Here is a 15,246-nt window from a genome sequence, read left to right as displayed (position 1 = left end):
CATTTCAAGTTCGTACTGTTGAGGAGAAGGTTCTTGAAGCATGTTGGAGTATCCATATTCTAGTACCCCTATTAGATCAAAGGTCTAGCCTGATGGCTAGACCTTTGTCAGCAGTCTGAGGCACCCATAGGTGCCTCTTTATTTATAAGTCGATGTCATCTAGGTCGTACTCGTTACAAACATCCATTTCCATTAGTTCGCGTTGCAAGCGTTGTCGATCTTTAATCGCTTCTATCTCACGCCATTTCCGTTTAGCCGGTTTCGAACGTGTTGAGCGAGTCTGCTGGCCATTCATAGCCATAATATCTTCGAGTTGAAAGCCATCCATATGCGACCTCTCTTTTTTTGTTATAAAGACTCCGATTGGAGCCTTTTAAGTAACATAATTGCTTGCAGAATAACCTTGATGTGTTTCTCATTTGTTTCTCTTTTATGAAGGTTTTATGAGAAACCCTGCGGAATTTCACAATTTACGGCGAAAATATTTGAATAAAAAATGAGCGATCAGTATCAAATAAAGAAAAATTCTGACATTTAATTATGTTAAAGAAGCAACCCTGAAAAGGGCTGAGATGAATATCAAAGAGGTATTTTCTTCAAAGTTGCAAATTATTGTTAAGGGTTGAACGAACAATCACTCATAAAAATTCGGTAAAGCTCGCTAGGCAAAGGGTTACGCTGCATTTGTAGCACACAAAAAATGACCGAAGGTTGATACGCTTTTTTGTAAAGAAATTTTAGGATTTTTGTTTGGCTGTTGTGCGGTTAGTGTTGTTTGTTGTGTTAATAAATCGTGCAAAAATAGTGAAATATAACAAATGAATGCATGTAAGTGCATATTGATTTTTGCCGTTTAGGTCTGCATTATCCCCGCGGTCGAAATAATCACTCCGACATTTCTCCTACCGAACACGGTGAAAAAACGGAGAGTCAGTGCAATGCTAAAAACTACAACAAAGAGGGTACCCCTCTATTCCTGCACTGAACAAGGGAGCATGGCGTGAAGCTGTGTTGTTGTCATAACTCGATGCGAGGCTATCGTGGCAGATTTAATTCATTTAATGAACGACCTTCTTTGGGGATCGATTCTAGTTTACTTACTTGTTGGCGTGGGCGTGTATTTTACCCTTCGTCTTGGGTTCATTCAGTTCAGACATTTTGGTCACATGTTTTCCGTTCTTCGGAACAGCCGTAAATCCGATGCAGCAGGCATTTCTTCTTTCCAAGCACTTTGTACTTCGCTCGCAGCACGTGTCGGTACGGGTAACATGGCCGGTGTCGCCGTAGCACTTACAGCTGGTGGCCCTGGTGCGATCTTCTGGATGTGGTTGATTGCAATGCTAGGTATGGCGACGTCTTTTGCTGAAAGCACACTGGCGCAGCTATACAAAACACGTGATGCCGATGGCAACTACCGAGGTGGACCTGCCTATTACATGGAGAAAGGGTTGGGAATGCGCTGGATGGGCGTATTGTTCTCCATTTTCCTGATCATTGCGTTTGGATTGGTATTCAACGCTGTACAAGCCAATTCCATTGCAGGTGCAATGCAAACGGCTTTCGGTACAGAGCCTAAATTTGTTGGTGGTGCACTCGTACTTATCTCGGCATTCATTATTTTTGGTGGCATGAGAAAGATTGCTCGTACAGCCGAGTTGATCGTACCGGTAATGGCGCTAGCGTACCTTTTGCTTGCCATGTTTGTGATGCTGACCAACCTAGAGAAAGTACCGGCGGTATTTAGCCTGATTTTCAAAAGCGCGTTTGGCTTACAAGAAGCAGCAGCAGGTGGCTTAGGTTACGCAATCGCACAGGCTATGATTCAAGGTATTAAGCGTGGTTTGTTCTCGAATGAAGCGGGTATGGGCTCTGCGCCAAATGCCGCTGCATCGGCGACTCCATACCCACCGCACCCAGCTTCGCAAGGTTACGTACAAATGCTTGGTGTATTTATGGACACCATGGTTATCTGTTCTGCGACTGTTGCCATTATCCTAATGTCTGGTGAATATGTTCCACACGGTGAAATTACTGGTATTGAACTGACTCAGCGTGCATTGAGTGCACAAGTCGGTGAGTGGGGCGGTATCTTTGTCGCAGTGGCGATTTTCTTCTTCGCCTTCACATCCATTATTGCCAACTACTCGTATGCAGAAACCAACCTTATCTTCTTAGAACACAACCGCAAGAAAGGTCTGATTCTTTTCCGCATCATTGTTCTAGGTATGGTTATGTTTGGCTCGTTAGCGACATTGCCGACCGTTTGGGGTTTAGCAGACGTATCAATGGGTTTGATGGCAATCGTCAACCTTGTCGCTATCTTGCTTCTTTCTGGCATCGTGGTGAAGCTGGCAAAGGATTACAACAAGCAATTGAAAGCGGGCAAAGTGCCGACGTTTGATGTGAAAGATTACCCAGAGTTGCAATCTCAACTAGAAGAAGGCATCTGGGACAATACTAAGTCTAAGCAGAATATTGAGCCTGAGAAAAACTAAAATCTTGAACAGAAAAAACCAATAGACTTCACGAATCAATACAATTGGAAAAGCCATGCTGACTTAGCGTGGCTTTTTTTATATGCTTACAATACAAAATCAGCCCAATAGAGTAAAAGTCATGCTTATCGTTGTATCACCTGCAAAAACACTCGATTACGAATCTCCATTAGCGACAGAGCGCTTTACCCAGCCTACGTTGGTTGAACACAGTGCCGAGCTGATCAAGGAATGCCGTAAGCTTACTCCTGCCGATATTTCAGGCTTGATGAAAGTGAGTGATAAAATTGCAGGGCTTAACGCTGCGCGTTTTGAACAATGGAGTGAGACATTTACTGTTGAGAATGCGCGCCAAGCTATCTTGGCGTTTAAAGGTGATGTATACACGGGGTTGGAAGCGGAAACGTTTTCCGAAGACGAGTTCGATTACGCGCAATCGCATTTGAGAATGTTATCTGGTTTGTATGGTTTGCTTAAGCCATTGGATCTGATGCAGCCATATCGACTAGAGATGGGCACTAAGCTTGCCAATGAGCGCGGTACTAACCTCTATCAGTTTTGGGGCAATATCATCACTGATGAAGTGAACCAAGCGCTTAAAGAGCAGGGCGACAACGTACTTATCAACCTAGCGTCAAATGAATACTTTAAAGCCGTGAAGCCAAAGAATGTGGACGGCACGGTTATTACCCCTGTCTTCAAAGATTGTAAAAATGGCAATTACAAAGTGATCAGCTTCTTTGCTAAAAAAGCGCGTGGAATGATGGCTCGTTACATCATTCAGAATAAAGTGGATTCGGTTGAAGCGTTAACTCAATTTGATACCGCGGGTTACTATTTTGTTGAAGCGGAATCCACAGCATCAAAGTTAGTGTTCAAGCGTGAAGAGCAAAACTAGGCTACACACCTTGCGCTGCGATAAAAAGGCATAGAGATCGAACAAAATCAAACGCCAGCACAGAAATGTGCTGGCGTTTTTGGTTTTAGTTATTGGGTGGGGGATATTGGGCAGTATTATCGTGAAAGCAATTGTCGCAGATATTGCAGGCGAGACATGCTCTGCTTACAACCACCAAGGCGATATTTCTCTTGCCACAAGATGGCGTACTCACTTTCAATTTCAGCGACTTGAAGAACCAATTGCCTTTTAAGCGAGGCAGGGAAGTCTTCCACTTCTCGGCATTGGTTTTGAATGTAACCGATGGCGATATGGCTCGCCAATTTCATTGTTTTTATCGTCCAGAGGATCTCTCGTTTCAGCACGGATTCGTTTGCCGACTTCACTTGCTTTTCAGTGCTTTCTAATTGGGCGATGCTCTGCCTGATCTTTTGCTCATCTATCAGCTCTGCTCTTCGTATATGGCGACGTGATTTCTGGTCAAACACAAACGGTCCATAAAATGCGCAGTTTGGTGTCGATACACCAGAATCACTGTACGCGTCTTGAAGTTGCAGTAACGTGTCTGTCAAATCGGAATACTCTTTTCCCCAAAAGGTGGTGAGCACATAACGAATATCTACATCAATGTTTTGTTTCTCTCCCCAAGCAACTGCAGCGCCAAACGCATAGGCTGGTAACGAGGTGGAAAACTGTTGAGCATGTCCCATATCCCCCCATTCTGATATCTGATATCCATGCCCTCCAAACTTTTTGGCGGAAATAGCTGCACGGCGCATGTGAATTTTCGCTGCCTGCCAGCGACCCGCAACGGATGCAAAGGTATTCGTTGAAACCACCACCTGAAACGGGTAACCAAATTCAGCGAGCTTTGCGTGTTCTTCATCGTAAGGGTGATTTTCTTCATAGCCCCAATTGAGCAGCTCCAATTCTTTGGGAAGGTGAGGAAGGATTTCAGGGTATCGAAACAGCATGTCACTGAATATCTGGCAGTACATTCCCCGTTCACTGGCAATCGTTAACACCTTGGTTAGGTAGTTCAAATAAACTTGCCCTTGTCCTAAAGTCTCACACGCTTGTTTACTGCCATCGACCCCTAAGTCCATGGTTTCATCAAAATTGATGTTCAGCGTTTTACTGGAAAAGTTAGGCAACAACTCGTCAAATAATTCGGCAATGAATTTTGGAACATCCGGGTTTTCGGGATTTAATCCAAAGGATTCCGGGCGAAAGTCGCCACGTTGGTCATAAAAGCCTGAAGTTTGTTCTGCCAAATGCGTGTATTCCGGATGGCAGAGCCATTTTTCCATGTGCCCAAACGTTGCTTGATTAGGAATTAACTCGATGCCCTTGGTTTTACAATAGTAATCCAACGCGCGTATTTGTTCGGGTGTGAGAGGGTCATAGTCTTGCCAAACTTTGTGGTGCAGCTGGTATGAAAAAGCATGTTCAGTATAGAACTGCAGTTGGTTGATTCTGAGTGATGACCAGTAATCGATAAGCTCGAATAAGGTGTCCATCGTTGGGATCTTATCTCGACTCACATCTAGAATCACGCCGCGTTGCGAGAAATCGGGTTTATCGAAAAGGACCAGTTGTGGCAATGACGAAGAGCACTGGCAAACCAATTGAGCCATGATGTGGTGAGCGTACAGAATGCCCAGTTCATCGCAGTGCTTGATCAACAAAACATCCTTTCGGATCTCAATGCCAAAAGATTGTTCGGTAAACTCACGATGGTATTGGTATTCAACTTGTGGCGATGAGATTCGCTCACCTTGAACGCGAGGTATCATGCCTCGTGTTAATCCAGGTATAAATAATGGATCGCCATCAAGAAACTGAATCGACTTTGGTTCAGGAAACAGTGTTGGGCAAAATTCTGCCATATGGACCTCAGTTAAATACGACTATCAGAAGGCAGCACGCTAAACAGCGCGATATCTTGAGTGATAAGTTTCTGCCACGCCATTGCTGCGGCTCCAGCCGAGACAGCTTGAGTACCTAAGGTGGAAAAACTAATGCAGGGATCCCACGTTTTAGGACCGTCCGTGTTGGCAAGTTTCTGATCAATATTGGCTACAAGATTGGCACCATAGCGTTGGGCTTCGCCACCAATAATGACGTTATGGATGTTCATCAAGCGCCCCATGATGACAAGTGAAGACGCAAACTCTTGAAGGATCAGGGACAAATCGGCAGATTCTGTTCCATGTACCAGTTCACTTTTGTATTGACCCGCTGAAAAATCATCGCCATAGAAAAGCTTGTCGTTCAACACGAACCCCAAACCAATCCCTAAATGCTCAGAGTCGGTGTGGCGATGGTGAGAGGTAAACAGAACATAGATAAAATTGGTCGTGGGCTCACGACGTGTTTGCATCATTTCCCCCCAAGCGGCGCAGTTGGCATCGTTGTCAATGAAGATCGGATACGCAAATATTTGGCGGAGTTTATCCACCAACGCAAGTGGCTTATATATTTCGAGCGCATTAGACAGCGACACCTGCCCGCTCTCCGGATCCACCAAGCCAGGTAACCCGATACCAATGGCGAGAATTTTATGGAACTTATCTTCTATTTCTCGAAGTACAGGTGTTAGCACATGGGCGATTTCGGAAATGACACCTCGCTTGGGCTGGAACGGGATAATGGTGCGATAAACAATTAGGCAATCCACATTCACTACCGAAACGTTAATCACACTATCGGTGAGCTCAATACCAACCAAAACACCAATATCTGAATTGAGAGAAAGTGATACCTTCGGTCGCCCACCTTTGCTATTGGAAGGTTTAGCTGTGACTTCTGAAATCAGATTCTTTTCCGTCAGCAACCCTACAATTTTAGTAATGGTGGATTTATCCAGCCCGAGTTGTTCTGCGACTTCTACCCGTGAAATTCGGTTATGACGCCAGATGCTATCGATGACTCTGGATAAGTTGACAATCTTACTGTTTTGGCTTGGCTTCATAGTTAAGTTGATTGTGGAAACTAATTAATAATATCCTTTATAGCGACTTCAATATGACTATTCAAGAACAAAAATTAAGCGTTCCAATCTATTCATTTGAAGTATGATCGATGTATCTTTTCTTATTTTTCATTGATAATTTTGTTACTTATTTGTGATCATGATCGTTGTGTCGAGCAAAAAATAGCCTAGATTATATGGTTAGTTTCCCCTGTAAACTAACTAGAGGATAAAACAATGAAGTTTAAGAAAGGAGTTAAAGCACTGGTCGCATTAACCGCGTTTACCGTCGCTTTACCTATTTCTGCAATTGCAGAAGAAACCCTAACCATATGGACATGGCGCAAACAGGAGCGTCCTCTATGGGAAGCTGTATCTAAGAATATGAAAGACATCAACGTTAAGGTTGAGGTCTTTAAAGGTGTGGATTACAACTCCCGTCTTCGTCTTGGTTTGCAAAGTGATGGTGGCCCGGATTTATTCCAAGGTCGTCCTGGTGCTTCCTTTATTGATCAATACGCAAAGGCGGATGTGATTAAGCCGGTTAGTAGCGATGTGGATCTATCTGGAATTTCTCCAGCAACACTGGGTGCAGCGACAGGCTCGGATGGTAAGGTTTACGGTGTACCATTTGCCGTTCAAACTGTGCAAATTATCTATAACAAAGATATTTTTGATAAGCACAATATCAAAGAACCTCAATCACTCGACGAATTTGAGCAAGTCATGAAAACACTGAAAGCGGCAGGTGTTACACCGCTTGAAGTACCGGGACGAGCTGGTTGGGCTTTGGCCATGATGAGTGCAGGTCTTGAAGCGGGATTGTCTGGCGACGGTATGGCAAAAGTTGCAACACGTGATGAACCGTTTACTGCTAGCGGCTATCAAAAAGTTGTGGACACCTTCGCAACGTGGAAGCCGTACATCAACCCTTCAGCAGCAGCGCAAGATTATAACGGTATGCGTGCGAATGTGGCTTTAGGCGATTCAGCCATGATTATTGATGGCTTATGGTCAACATCTCCACTATCAACCATTGCTCAGACCAATCCAGATGCGAATTTGGGTCTTATGCCAGTCCCAGGCGCTGGAGGTAAAGTCTATGCTTTTGCTGATGGCGCGTATTTAGTTAATGCCAATAGTGCTAAGAAAGCTGCAGCAGACAAATTGTTAGCGTACACAGCAACTAAAGAGTTTGCGCAGTTGTTCGCCGATCACGTAGGTGAACTATCTACCTATGCATCTGGCATTCAGTACGAAGGAGCGCATCAGGCTGAAGCCGCGACTTTTGTATCCAACCAAGCGCAAGCGCACTTGACTTGGAAAGGTCCATTCAACGTTCAGTATGAAGAAGTTGTCGGTCCTGCGTTCCAGAAATTCTTAGCTGGTAAAGTTGACAGTAAAGGGTTGTCTGAAGAAATTGAAAAAGGCTTCAAAGCCAAAAATCTGTAATGACCTTTCTGTCATAGCAAAAAGAAAAACGTAAAAACAAAAAGAAAGACGGCGACCTGAATATACAGGTCGCCCATATACCCATACCGCTGGAGTCAGTATGACCGAGTTTTCCCGCCCCAAAGGATTGAGCTTCAAGCAGAAAGAAAAGATTCAGTACATGTTGTTACTGATTCCAGGCTGCTTGTTGTATGGGGTATTTAACCTTTTGCCCCTGTTCGGCACATTAGTGCTGTCCTTTTTTGATTGGCCAGGCATAGGACCGGCCACTTTTGTTGGATTTGATAATTTTACCAAGCTGTTAACTGATGACTACATGAGTACCCAGCTTTGGAATGCGTTTTACCAAACCGTATTGTTCTTCGCTATTTGTATCTCTGTGTTTCTTTTATTGGGAACGGCTTTTGCGCTGGTATTGAGTTGGAATACGGCAGGAAAATCTGGCTACAAACTTCTGTTCTTTATGCCTTATCCCTTGGCTGCTGTCGCTGTCGCCTTCTTAGGGCAACTCGTGGTAGACGTGCGTGGACCGCTGAACCAGTTATTAATGAATTGGGATTTGATTTCTGCACCTCTAATGTTTTTAGGGGATGAAAGTACGGCGCTTCCAACCATTGCATTATTCCAATCTTGGCAGAAGCTAGGGTTCTCAATCATGTTGATTCTCTCTGCGATTCTTGGCGTTCGCTCCGACTTGCTAGAAGCAGCAGTATTGGATGGTGCAAGCCGCTGGCAGTGTATTCGACATGTTGTGTTTCCTGTTTTGGCGCCTGCGTTTGTCCTTATTACGATTTTGACCATGGTTGATGTGTTCAATAACGCTGAGTATGTCTTGATTCTCATGGGACCCGATGCCGGACCTTATTACTCAACAGACATCATGGGCACATTCCAGTATCGAACCGCATTTGGAACCAGTGGTGGTTCGGGAACGGCTGATCTTGGTATGGCTGCCGCCATCGGCATGGTGATTTCTGTTTTGATTTTGCCAGCAACGATCTATTTGGCACTTAGAAACATGCGTAATCGATAGGGAAAGTCATGGAACGTATATTCAAACTCAAACCCTTAGAGCAGGTGGTGGTTCAGTTCTTATTACTGACATGGGCTCTGATTGTCGCACTTCCTTTTGGCTTGGCTTTTATTAACTCGGTGAAAGGAAATCTAGGGCAGGTGATCCGCTCGCCATTTGGCATGCCACAAGAATGGCATTTTGAAAATTACCTCAGTGCTTGGGAGCAAGCGAATTTCAGCAGCTACTTTTTAAATTCACTGATTATCAGCCTAGGCACAGTCGTACTTGCTGTTGCATTTAGCACTATGGTGGCGTTTGTACTTGCGCGAGTACAATTTAAAGGCAATAGGCTGATTTTTATACTATTTATGCTGGGTGTTATTGTTCCTCTGCGTTTGGCTATGGCGCCGTTGTTTGTCGTAGTTCAGAGCTTGGATCTTTTAAACTCTTTACTCGGTATTATCTTAGTTCAAGCAGCAAGTATGATGCCTGTCGCGGTTTTCATACTCAGTACTTTCTTCAAAAACCTGTCGCCTGAAATAGAACAGGCAGCGCGGGTGGATGGCGCTTTGCCTTTCCAAATCTACTGGCGCATTGTGTTGCCATTGGTTAAGCCTGCGATTGCGACGGTAGCATTGCTGTCGTTTGTGAGTGCGTGGAATGAATACATCTTCCCTCTATTGTTCTTACAAGATAGGGACTTGTATCCGTTAACGCTTGGCTTACAAGAGTTTCAAAATGAATTTGCCATTCAGTGGCATATGATGTTCGCAGGTTTGATCATCATGATGGCACCTACACTTATCGCATTTTTGCTGGCATCCAAAGCCTTTATTCAAGGTCTGACTCAAGGTGGAATTAAGGAATAACCATGGCTCACGTAGTACTAAAAAACATCAAGAAATCTTACGGCAAAGTGGATGTTCTTAAAGGCATCGACCTTGAAATCAATGACAAAGAATTTGTGACTTTTGTTGGACCCTCCGGCTGTGGTAAATCGACCTTGCTTCGTATGATCTCAGGGTTGGAAGAACCGACTTCCGGCGAGATATTCATCGATGACAGGGATGTTACCGATGAAGCACCTGCGGATCGTGAAATTGCTATGGTGTTCCAATCCTATGCGCTGTATCCGCAAATGACGGTACGAGAGAATATGTCTTTTGCCCTCTCGATAGATAAACGCCCAAAGGAAGAGATCACCAAGAAAGTGAATCATGCAGGGAAGATGCTAAAGCTCGACCAACTGTTTGACCGCTTACCTAAAGAGCTATCGGGCGGTCAGCGTCAAAGGGTAGCGATTGGGCGTGCGATTGTGCGCAACCCTAAGTTATTTTTGTTTGATGAGCCTCTTTCTAACTTAGATGCTGAACTTCGGGTAGATATGCGGATTCAAATTGCAGAGCTGCACCGTACTCTGGCAACCAGTATGGTTTATGTTACCCACGATCAGGTTGAAGCAATGACGCTAGCCGACAAGATTGTGGTGCTTCGTGATGGCAGCGTAGAGCAAGTAGGGTCGCCGCTTGAGCTTTATTATCATCCTAAAAACCAGTTTGTTGCTGGGTTCATTGGTTCTCCTAAAATGAACTTCATCCCTGTTACTGTGCTGGAATCCAGTGAGACACAAACGACAGTCAGTATTGCAGATCGTTATCGCCTGACTTTACCAAGAAATGGTGCTCATTTAGCGTCTGGCGATAAAATCACCTTGGGTATTCGTCCTGAACATTTAGTTGTAAAAGAGGCGGTAGAAGAAGGGCGATGTATTGTGCCAATGACGATTAATGTGGCTGAATATTTAGGGGCAGTTTCTTACGTTCATTGCTACTCAGGTGATATAGAAAAGCTGAGTCTGATGTTGGATGGTGAAGAAGCGGTATCGCACAAACTGGATAATGGGCAGATTCTGCATATCGAACTTAGAGAGCAGTATTGCCATCTTTTCGATATCGACCAGCAAGCACTGCCTTTGGTCAAATAGCCAGATTATTTGGAATCAACCAAAAACAAAGCCGCTCATTGATAGCGGCTTTGTTGTGTTTATTTCAAAGTGATAGCTTTACCAGCTTCTTTTAGCGCACGCTACTGGCTTAAAATCGCCTTCATGCGTTCAATCACTTCTGGTGAATTCACTACAGGTGAGCGTAACATCAGCAGTGCAAAGTTATCCGCCAAGATTTCTTCGGGGTGAATAATGTAGTTGGTGTTGGTACCGACTTGTTCAAAAAAGCCTGTTAGCTTTGCGCGATCAACGATCACGGGTTCATCGTCGTCGTATGTCCATTCACCGTTTTTATCTGCCACCACCAAAAATTTGAATTGCAGATAATTGAAGAACTCACCGCCTTTTTTCAGATCGTATTTTTCAGAAACCGAATACAAGATTGGCATTGCCCATACTTGCTCGTTGTTCAATCCAACTTTAATGGCATAGTCGTTTACGGGCGCATCAGGGTTAGTGATTTTTCTGTCTTCCAAGTCATCGGGAAATTCAATTTCGCCCACATGTTGAAATCCGATACTTTGGTAAAGTTCGTCCTTTTTCGCCGAATTTAGGCGAGTATAGATATGGAAAATTTCATGAGCCATGATGCGCTTTAGCTCGATACCAAGTTCGAGTTTGTTGCGCTGCAAAATAATGGCTTTCCCACGGGTATACGCTGCTGTGCCTTCTTCTTTTCCCGTCGTTAAAATCATTTTGATTTCTTTTGGCAAATCCAAGGGGTATTTCGATAACTCTTTTTGTAAATTGGCGTAGACGTCTTGTACCTTGGCTTTGTCCTCCTCTGTCCAATCGAGCGTATTTGCTCTCACGAAACGGCGAAACTCCGGCTTAATGATGTGGTCTTCGGTTTTCATGCGCGCTTCCATATCAAACTGGCTCAGGCGGCGCATGAATGCATCATTTTTTCCGAGTTCTTTTGCTGACTGTTTGGCGCTGAGAAATGTCAATTCTGGTGTGGCTAGACTGGAAAAACTAACGCTGACCAGCGCGGTGATAAGTAGGGCTTTCAATGTTTTCAAAAATTACCTCCAACAGCTTTGGTTTTAAAATCTTTTGATTATTGCCATTGTGAGGATACTGAGACGACTTCACAGTAAATTACTGGAAGTGGTAAAAAGAAATGCGATCAATATAAAATCAAATGCATATTAAGCTTTGGTGGAAACTTAATATGCACAGATTAGATTACTGAAGGTAAGCCGATTGGTTAGCAGAATCCACTTCTTTTAAGAAGAGGTTCAGCAATTCTTCTCCTTTCTTGCCATGTGTCTCTTTAATGTATGCTTTGATGGTTGGTTGAGTAACATCGCGCATTTTCTGGCGTTGTTCATCGGTTAAAGAGTTTACTTTCATTTTTTTCTTCAGACCTTCCAAACCACGATCTTCTGACGCTTCTATTAGTCGAGACAATCCTCGGTTAGCGCTTAATGCAATTTGCACGGCATCGCGCACGATTTTTTGTTCATTGGCAGACAAGCCATCAAAGAAATCGCGATTGATCATAAAGGTGTACGGTGCGAATAGGTGATTCGTTAAGGTCAGGTACTTTTGTACTTCATTGAATTTTGCGAATGACACGGTTGGAATGGGGTTCATTTGCCCATCTATTACGCCAGTTTGTAAAGAGGAATACACCTCTCCCCAAGAAAGAGGGTAGGCTTGCGCTCCTAAAGATTGAATGATTTTTTGGTGAGTCGGCAACGTCATTGTTCGAATGCGCAACCCTTTAAAATCATCCAAAGAGGTCAAGGCGCGCTTCGAGTTGGTGACAGAGAAAAAGCCGCCTGTATCTGGAAAACCAAGTACTCGTACATCTTTTATTTCTGATTCAATATCGGATGCGAGTGCCTTGCCAAAAGGACCATCAAGCACGTCATACGTTGCGGCATTGTTGTTAAAAGCAAATGGCACATCCAAAACACCAATACGTGGATAATACCCTGCAAGTGCACCAACGGATGAGAGTGTTCCTTGAAGCTGCCCATCCTTAACCATTTGTATGTGCTCCTTCGCGCTACCCAATTGGTTGCTCGGGAATACTTGAACTTTTATTTCGCCATTTGATGCAGTTTCGACAATGTTTTTAAACACTCCCGTAAAAGCGTGCGCTGGGTTTTCCATAATGTCAGCTTTATTATCGTGACCAATTCGTAACACCTTGGTAGCCATGGCGTAAGGTGCAGTAACCATACTGACGGCCAGCGTTGCAGCAAGGAAAGTTTTCGACAAATTTTTCATCATTACTCCTTTAATGTGTTGTTTTTGTAGCAGGTTGTTTTTGTTTCGGGTTGTTCGTGTAGCGGATCAATACCCAAGCAGCCTTGGTATAAACAGCACCAAGTCTGGGAAGTAAGCGATAGTGAACAGCAATAGCAGCTGTCCAATTAAGAAAGGCATTAGCTCTTTGGCTATTCCTTCAATACGAGCACCGGTAACGGAAGAAAGCACGAATAGACATGCCCCTATTGGCGGTGTCATCAGCGATATATTGAGAGCCAACACAAACACGATGCCAGCATGAAGAGGATGCATCCCTATTTCCGCAGTGAGTGGTACCAAAATAGGCGCGAGGATGATCAACATAACGTTAATATCCATCAGCATTCCCACCACCAAAAGCAAGCTGATGATCAAGAACAGGATGATGTGAGGGTTATCAGACAGCGAGATAAAGAAATCGGCAATCATCTGGGGGATTTGATTGAAACTCAGCCACCAACCAAGAATGGATGCCGACCCAATGATGAGGTAAATCACCGCCGAAATCTGTGCAGTGCGGATCACCATTTGAAACAGTGCTGGAAACGTCAGATTTCGATAGATGAAGAAACCGATGATCATTGCGTAAGCCACGGCTATGGATGCCGCTTCTGTTGGCGTGACAATACCAAATACGATACCACCCAAAATGATCAGCGGCATAAGCAGCGCTAGAGAAGACTGTCTAAAGTGAACAAGCACTTCCTTCAGCGAGGCTTTCTCGCTCATTTTAGGTAAATTTTTACGTTTTCCCATGGCGGCAATAATGGCCATGCAGACTAAGCACACCAATAACCCTGGTAATATGCCTGTAGCAAAAAGGCCTCCAATGGAAACCCCCATAAGTGATCCATACACCACCATTAAACCGGAGGGGGGGATAGTTGGTCCGATAATGGAACCCGCAGCAGTAACCGCACAAGCATACGACCGGCTATAACCTTGTTTTTCCATAGCTGGCACAAGAGTTCGACCAAATGCCGCGGCATCGGCAGTGGCACTCCCTGTTATGCCAGAAAAGAAAACCGATGCAACCATATTGGAGTGAGCAAGCCCACCACGAAAATGTCCAACAAGGGCTTCTGCCAAATACACCAGTCGATTTGTGATACCAGTGAAATTCATAATTTCACCAGCAAGAATGAAAAACGGCATCGCAAGAAAAGGGAAAATGTTTAAGCCGTTAAAAATTTTGCTTGGTGCCAAGGAAGCAAAGTGTGCGCCGCCGACATCAAACATTCCTGTGATACCCGCCACACCAAGAGCGATGGCGATAGGAGCACCAAGTAACATCAATAAGAGAAACAGCCCACCAATCAACATGCTTCTTCCTCCTGAGTAGATGTGCCACTCGGCGTATTGTCAGAACCTAAGCAATCCTCTAACCACACGAGTAACGCTTGGAATCCAGAGAGGAAAAAGGTTACGGGGACCGCAGCATAGGCATAGGACATGGGAAGAGAGAAAACAGTTGAGAGTTGATTGGCTCCTTTCATAGCAAAGAAGTAGCCGAGATAAGCGATATAGAAAAAGAATGCGCAGGTTAAAAGCCCCAATACTCGATGAATAAGAATTCTCACATGTTCAGGGAATCGACGAACCACAAATTCCAAGCCCATATGTTCTCGCCCTGCAGTACAGCAAGGAACTGCCATTAAGATTGCCCAAATCATGATGTAACGTGCCAGTTCTTCAACCCACACCAATTGCCATTGGAAAACGTAGCGATCAAGCACCCCGATCCACACGTCCAATATGAGCAATAGGGTAAGAATGCCTACAGCGAATTGGTTGGCTTTATTGAGCTTATGTTTGATGCTTGAAATGACAGACTTCTGCATGACGACTCCTTTCGATCTGCAAGTAGAGTTCTTGATTTGCTCGAAAGTTAATGTAGCGACGATGATTGTTTATAACTGATAAAAAGATCACATTTATGATAGTTTCTAACATTGATGGTTGTTATGGCTTAACTGTTTGAAAGTAAAAGATTTGTATTCAATTCTTTGATCTGTAGTGTTGAAACTATCATGTTGTAATTCGTTGTTTTTTGGTTGATAAATAACGACGGGTTGCCATGATTTCAAAAAAGTAACAGGACATACATTAAGTCTGATTATTTGATTAACATCACAAATTAAAATT

General features: G+C 44.0%; 13 protein-coding genes. 6 read left to right on the top strand and 7 right to left on the bottom strand.

Going from position 1 to position 15,246, the window contains the following annotated elements; translation table 11 throughout:
- Positions 1-142: 142 nt before the first annotated feature.
- Positions 143-328, bottom strand: coding sequence for a DUF3545 family protein (locus tag CW749_RS11985; RefSeq protein WP_101112371.1), 186 nt, complete (start codon positions 326-328; stop codon positions 143-145).
- A gap of 712 nt (positions 329-1,040) precedes the next feature.
- Here CW749_RS11985 and CW749_RS11980 point away from each other — a divergent pair.
- Both CW749_RS11980 and yaaA read left to right on the top strand, forming a co-directional pair.
- Positions 1,041-2,495 carry a sodium:alanine symporter family protein gene (locus CW749_RS11980; protein ID WP_101112370.1) on the top strand — a complete coding sequence of 485 codons (1,455 nt, stop codon included), beginning with the start codon at positions 1,041-1,043 and terminating at the stop codon, positions 2,493-2,495.
- A gap of 121 nt (positions 2,496-2,616) precedes the next feature.
- Positions 2,617-3,393, top strand: a complete 777-nt coding sequence (gene yaaA / locus CW749_RS11975) for a peroxide stress protein YaaA (RefSeq protein WP_101112369.1) — start codon at positions 2,617-2,619, stop codon at positions 3,391-3,393.
- Positions 3,394-3,509: 116 nt separating this feature from the next.
- Here yaaA and CW749_RS11970 read toward each other — a convergent pair whose 3' ends face one another.
- Both CW749_RS11970 and CW749_RS11965 read right to left on the bottom strand, forming a co-directional pair.
- Positions 3,510-5,282 carry a family 20 glycosylhydrolase gene (locus CW749_RS11970; protein WP_101112368.1) on the bottom strand — a complete coding sequence of 591 codons (1,773 nt, stop codon included), beginning with the start codon at positions 5,280-5,282 and terminating at the stop codon, positions 3,510-3,512.
- An 11-nt stretch (positions 5,283-5,293) separates the two neighbouring features.
- Entirely contained in the window at positions 5,294-6,367 is a 1,074-nt protein-coding gene (locus tag CW749_RS11965; protein WP_101112367.1) for an ROK family transcriptional regulator, read from the bottom strand.
- A 237-nt stretch (positions 6,368-6,604) separates the two neighbouring features.
- Here CW749_RS11965 and CW749_RS11960 point away from each other — a divergent pair, with 237 nt between their 5' ends.
- The 4 genes from CW749_RS11960 to ugpC all read left to right on the top strand — a co-directional run bounded on the left by CW749_RS11960 (position 6,605) and on the right by ugpC (position 10,818).
- Positions 6,605-7,819 carry an extracellular solute-binding protein gene (locus CW749_RS11960; protein WP_101112366.1) on the top strand — a complete coding sequence of 405 codons (1,215 nt, stop codon included), beginning with the start codon at positions 6,605-6,607 and terminating at the stop codon, positions 7,817-7,819.
- A 100-nt stretch (positions 7,820-7,919) separates the two neighbouring features.
- On the top strand, positions 7,920-8,852 hold the full coding sequence (locus tag CW749_RS11955) for a sugar ABC transporter permease (protein WP_101112365.1): 933 nt from the start codon (positions 7,920-7,922) through the stop codon (positions 8,850-8,852).
- Between the two features lie 8 nt (positions 8,853-8,860).
- On the top strand, positions 8,861-9,703 hold the full coding sequence (locus tag CW749_RS11950) for a carbohydrate ABC transporter permease (RefSeq protein ID WP_101112364.1): 843 nt from the start codon (positions 8,861-8,863) through the stop codon (positions 9,701-9,703).
- 2 nt (positions 9,704-9,705) lie between these two features.
- Positions 9,706-10,818, top strand: a complete 1,113-nt coding sequence (gene ugpC / locus CW749_RS11945; RefSeq protein ID WP_101112363.1) for a sn-glycerol-3-phosphate ABC transporter ATP-binding protein UgpC — start codon at positions 9,706-9,708, stop codon at positions 10,816-10,818.
- 101 nt (positions 10,819-10,919) lie between these two features.
- On the opposite strand, the gene CW749_RS11940 is transcribed toward ugpC, so the two are convergent.
- The 4 genes from CW749_RS11940 to CW749_RS11925 form a co-directional block, all read right to left on the bottom strand.
- On the bottom strand, positions 10,920-11,861 hold the full coding sequence (locus tag CW749_RS11940) for a hypothetical protein (RefSeq protein WP_101112362.1): 942 nt from the start codon (positions 11,859-11,861) through the stop codon (positions 10,920-10,922).
- Between the two features lie 166 nt (positions 11,862-12,027).
- Positions 12,028-13,080 carry a DctP family TRAP transporter solute-binding subunit gene (locus CW749_RS11935; RefSeq protein ID WP_101112361.1) on the bottom strand — a complete coding sequence of 351 codons (1,053 nt, stop codon included), beginning with the start codon at positions 13,078-13,080 and terminating at the stop codon, positions 12,028-12,030.
- 66 nt (positions 13,081-13,146) lie between these two features.
- Complete coding sequence (locus tag CW749_RS11930; protein WP_101112360.1) at positions 13,147-14,424, bottom strand: TRAP transporter large permease; 1,278 nt, start codon at positions 14,422-14,424, stop codon at positions 13,147-13,149.
- Positions 14,418-14,942, bottom strand: a complete 525-nt coding sequence (locus tag CW749_RS11925; protein ID WP_101112359.1) for a TRAP transporter small permease — start codon at positions 14,940-14,942, stop codon at positions 14,418-14,420. The genes CW749_RS11930 and CW749_RS11925 overlap by 7 nt, the downstream gene beginning before the upstream one ends.
- Between the last annotated feature and the right edge of the window lie 304 nt (positions 14,943-15,246).

The organism is Vibrio sp. vnigr-6D03, assembly GCF_002835515.1.
In the GTDB taxonomy this organism is placed as follows: Bacteria; Pseudomonadota; Gammaproteobacteria; order Enterobacterales; family Vibrionaceae; genus Vibrio; species Vibrio penaeicida.
The sequence above is the reverse complement of the archived record's forward strand: the minus strand, read 5'-3'. Positions and strand labels throughout refer to the sequence as shown.

What these genes read in the sequence shown, in the direction of transcription:
- CW749_RS11985 (WP_101112371.1), bottom strand. Translation starts at nt 328, where the DNA reads ATGGATGGCTTTCAACTCGAAGATATTATGGCTATGAATGGCCAGCAG.
- yaaA (WP_101112369.1), top strand. Translation starts at nt 2,617, where the DNA reads ATGCTTATCGTTGTATCACCTGCAAAAACACTCGATTACGAATCTCCA.
- CW749_RS11970 (WP_101112368.1), bottom strand. Translation starts at nt 5,282, where the DNA reads ATGGCAGAATTTTGCCCAACACTGTTTCCTGAACCAAAGTCGATTCAG.
- CW749_RS11965 (WP_101112367.1), bottom strand. Translation starts at nt 6,367, where the DNA reads ATGAAGCCAAGCCAAAACAGTAAGATTGTCAACTTATCCAGAGTCATC.
- CW749_RS11960 (WP_101112366.1), top strand. Translation starts at nt 6,605, where the DNA reads ATGAAGTTTAAGAAAGGAGTTAAAGCACTGGTCGCATTAACCGCGTTT.
- CW749_RS11955 (WP_101112365.1), top strand. Translation starts at nt 7,920, where the DNA reads ATGACCGAGTTTTCCCGCCCCAAAGGATTGAGCTTCAAGCAGAAAGAA.
- CW749_RS11950 (WP_101112364.1), top strand. Translation starts at nt 8,861, where the DNA reads ATGGAACGTATATTCAAACTCAAACCCTTAGAGCAGGTGGTGGTTCAG.
- ugpC (WP_101112363.1), top strand. Translation starts at nt 9,706, where the DNA reads ATGGCTCACGTAGTACTAAAAAACATCAAGAAATCTTACGGCAAAGTG.
- CW749_RS11935 (WP_101112361.1), bottom strand. Translation starts at nt 13,080, where the DNA reads ATGAAAAATTTGTCGAAAACTTTCCTTGCTGCAACGCTGGCCGTCAGT.
- CW749_RS11930 (WP_101112360.1), bottom strand. Translation starts at nt 14,424, where the DNA reads ATGTTGATTGGTGGGCTGTTTCTCTTATTGATGTTACTTGGTGCTCCT.
- CW749_RS11925 (WP_101112359.1), bottom strand. Translation starts at nt 14,942, where the DNA reads ATGCAGAAGTCTGTCATTTCAAGCATCAAACATAAGCTCAATAAAGCC.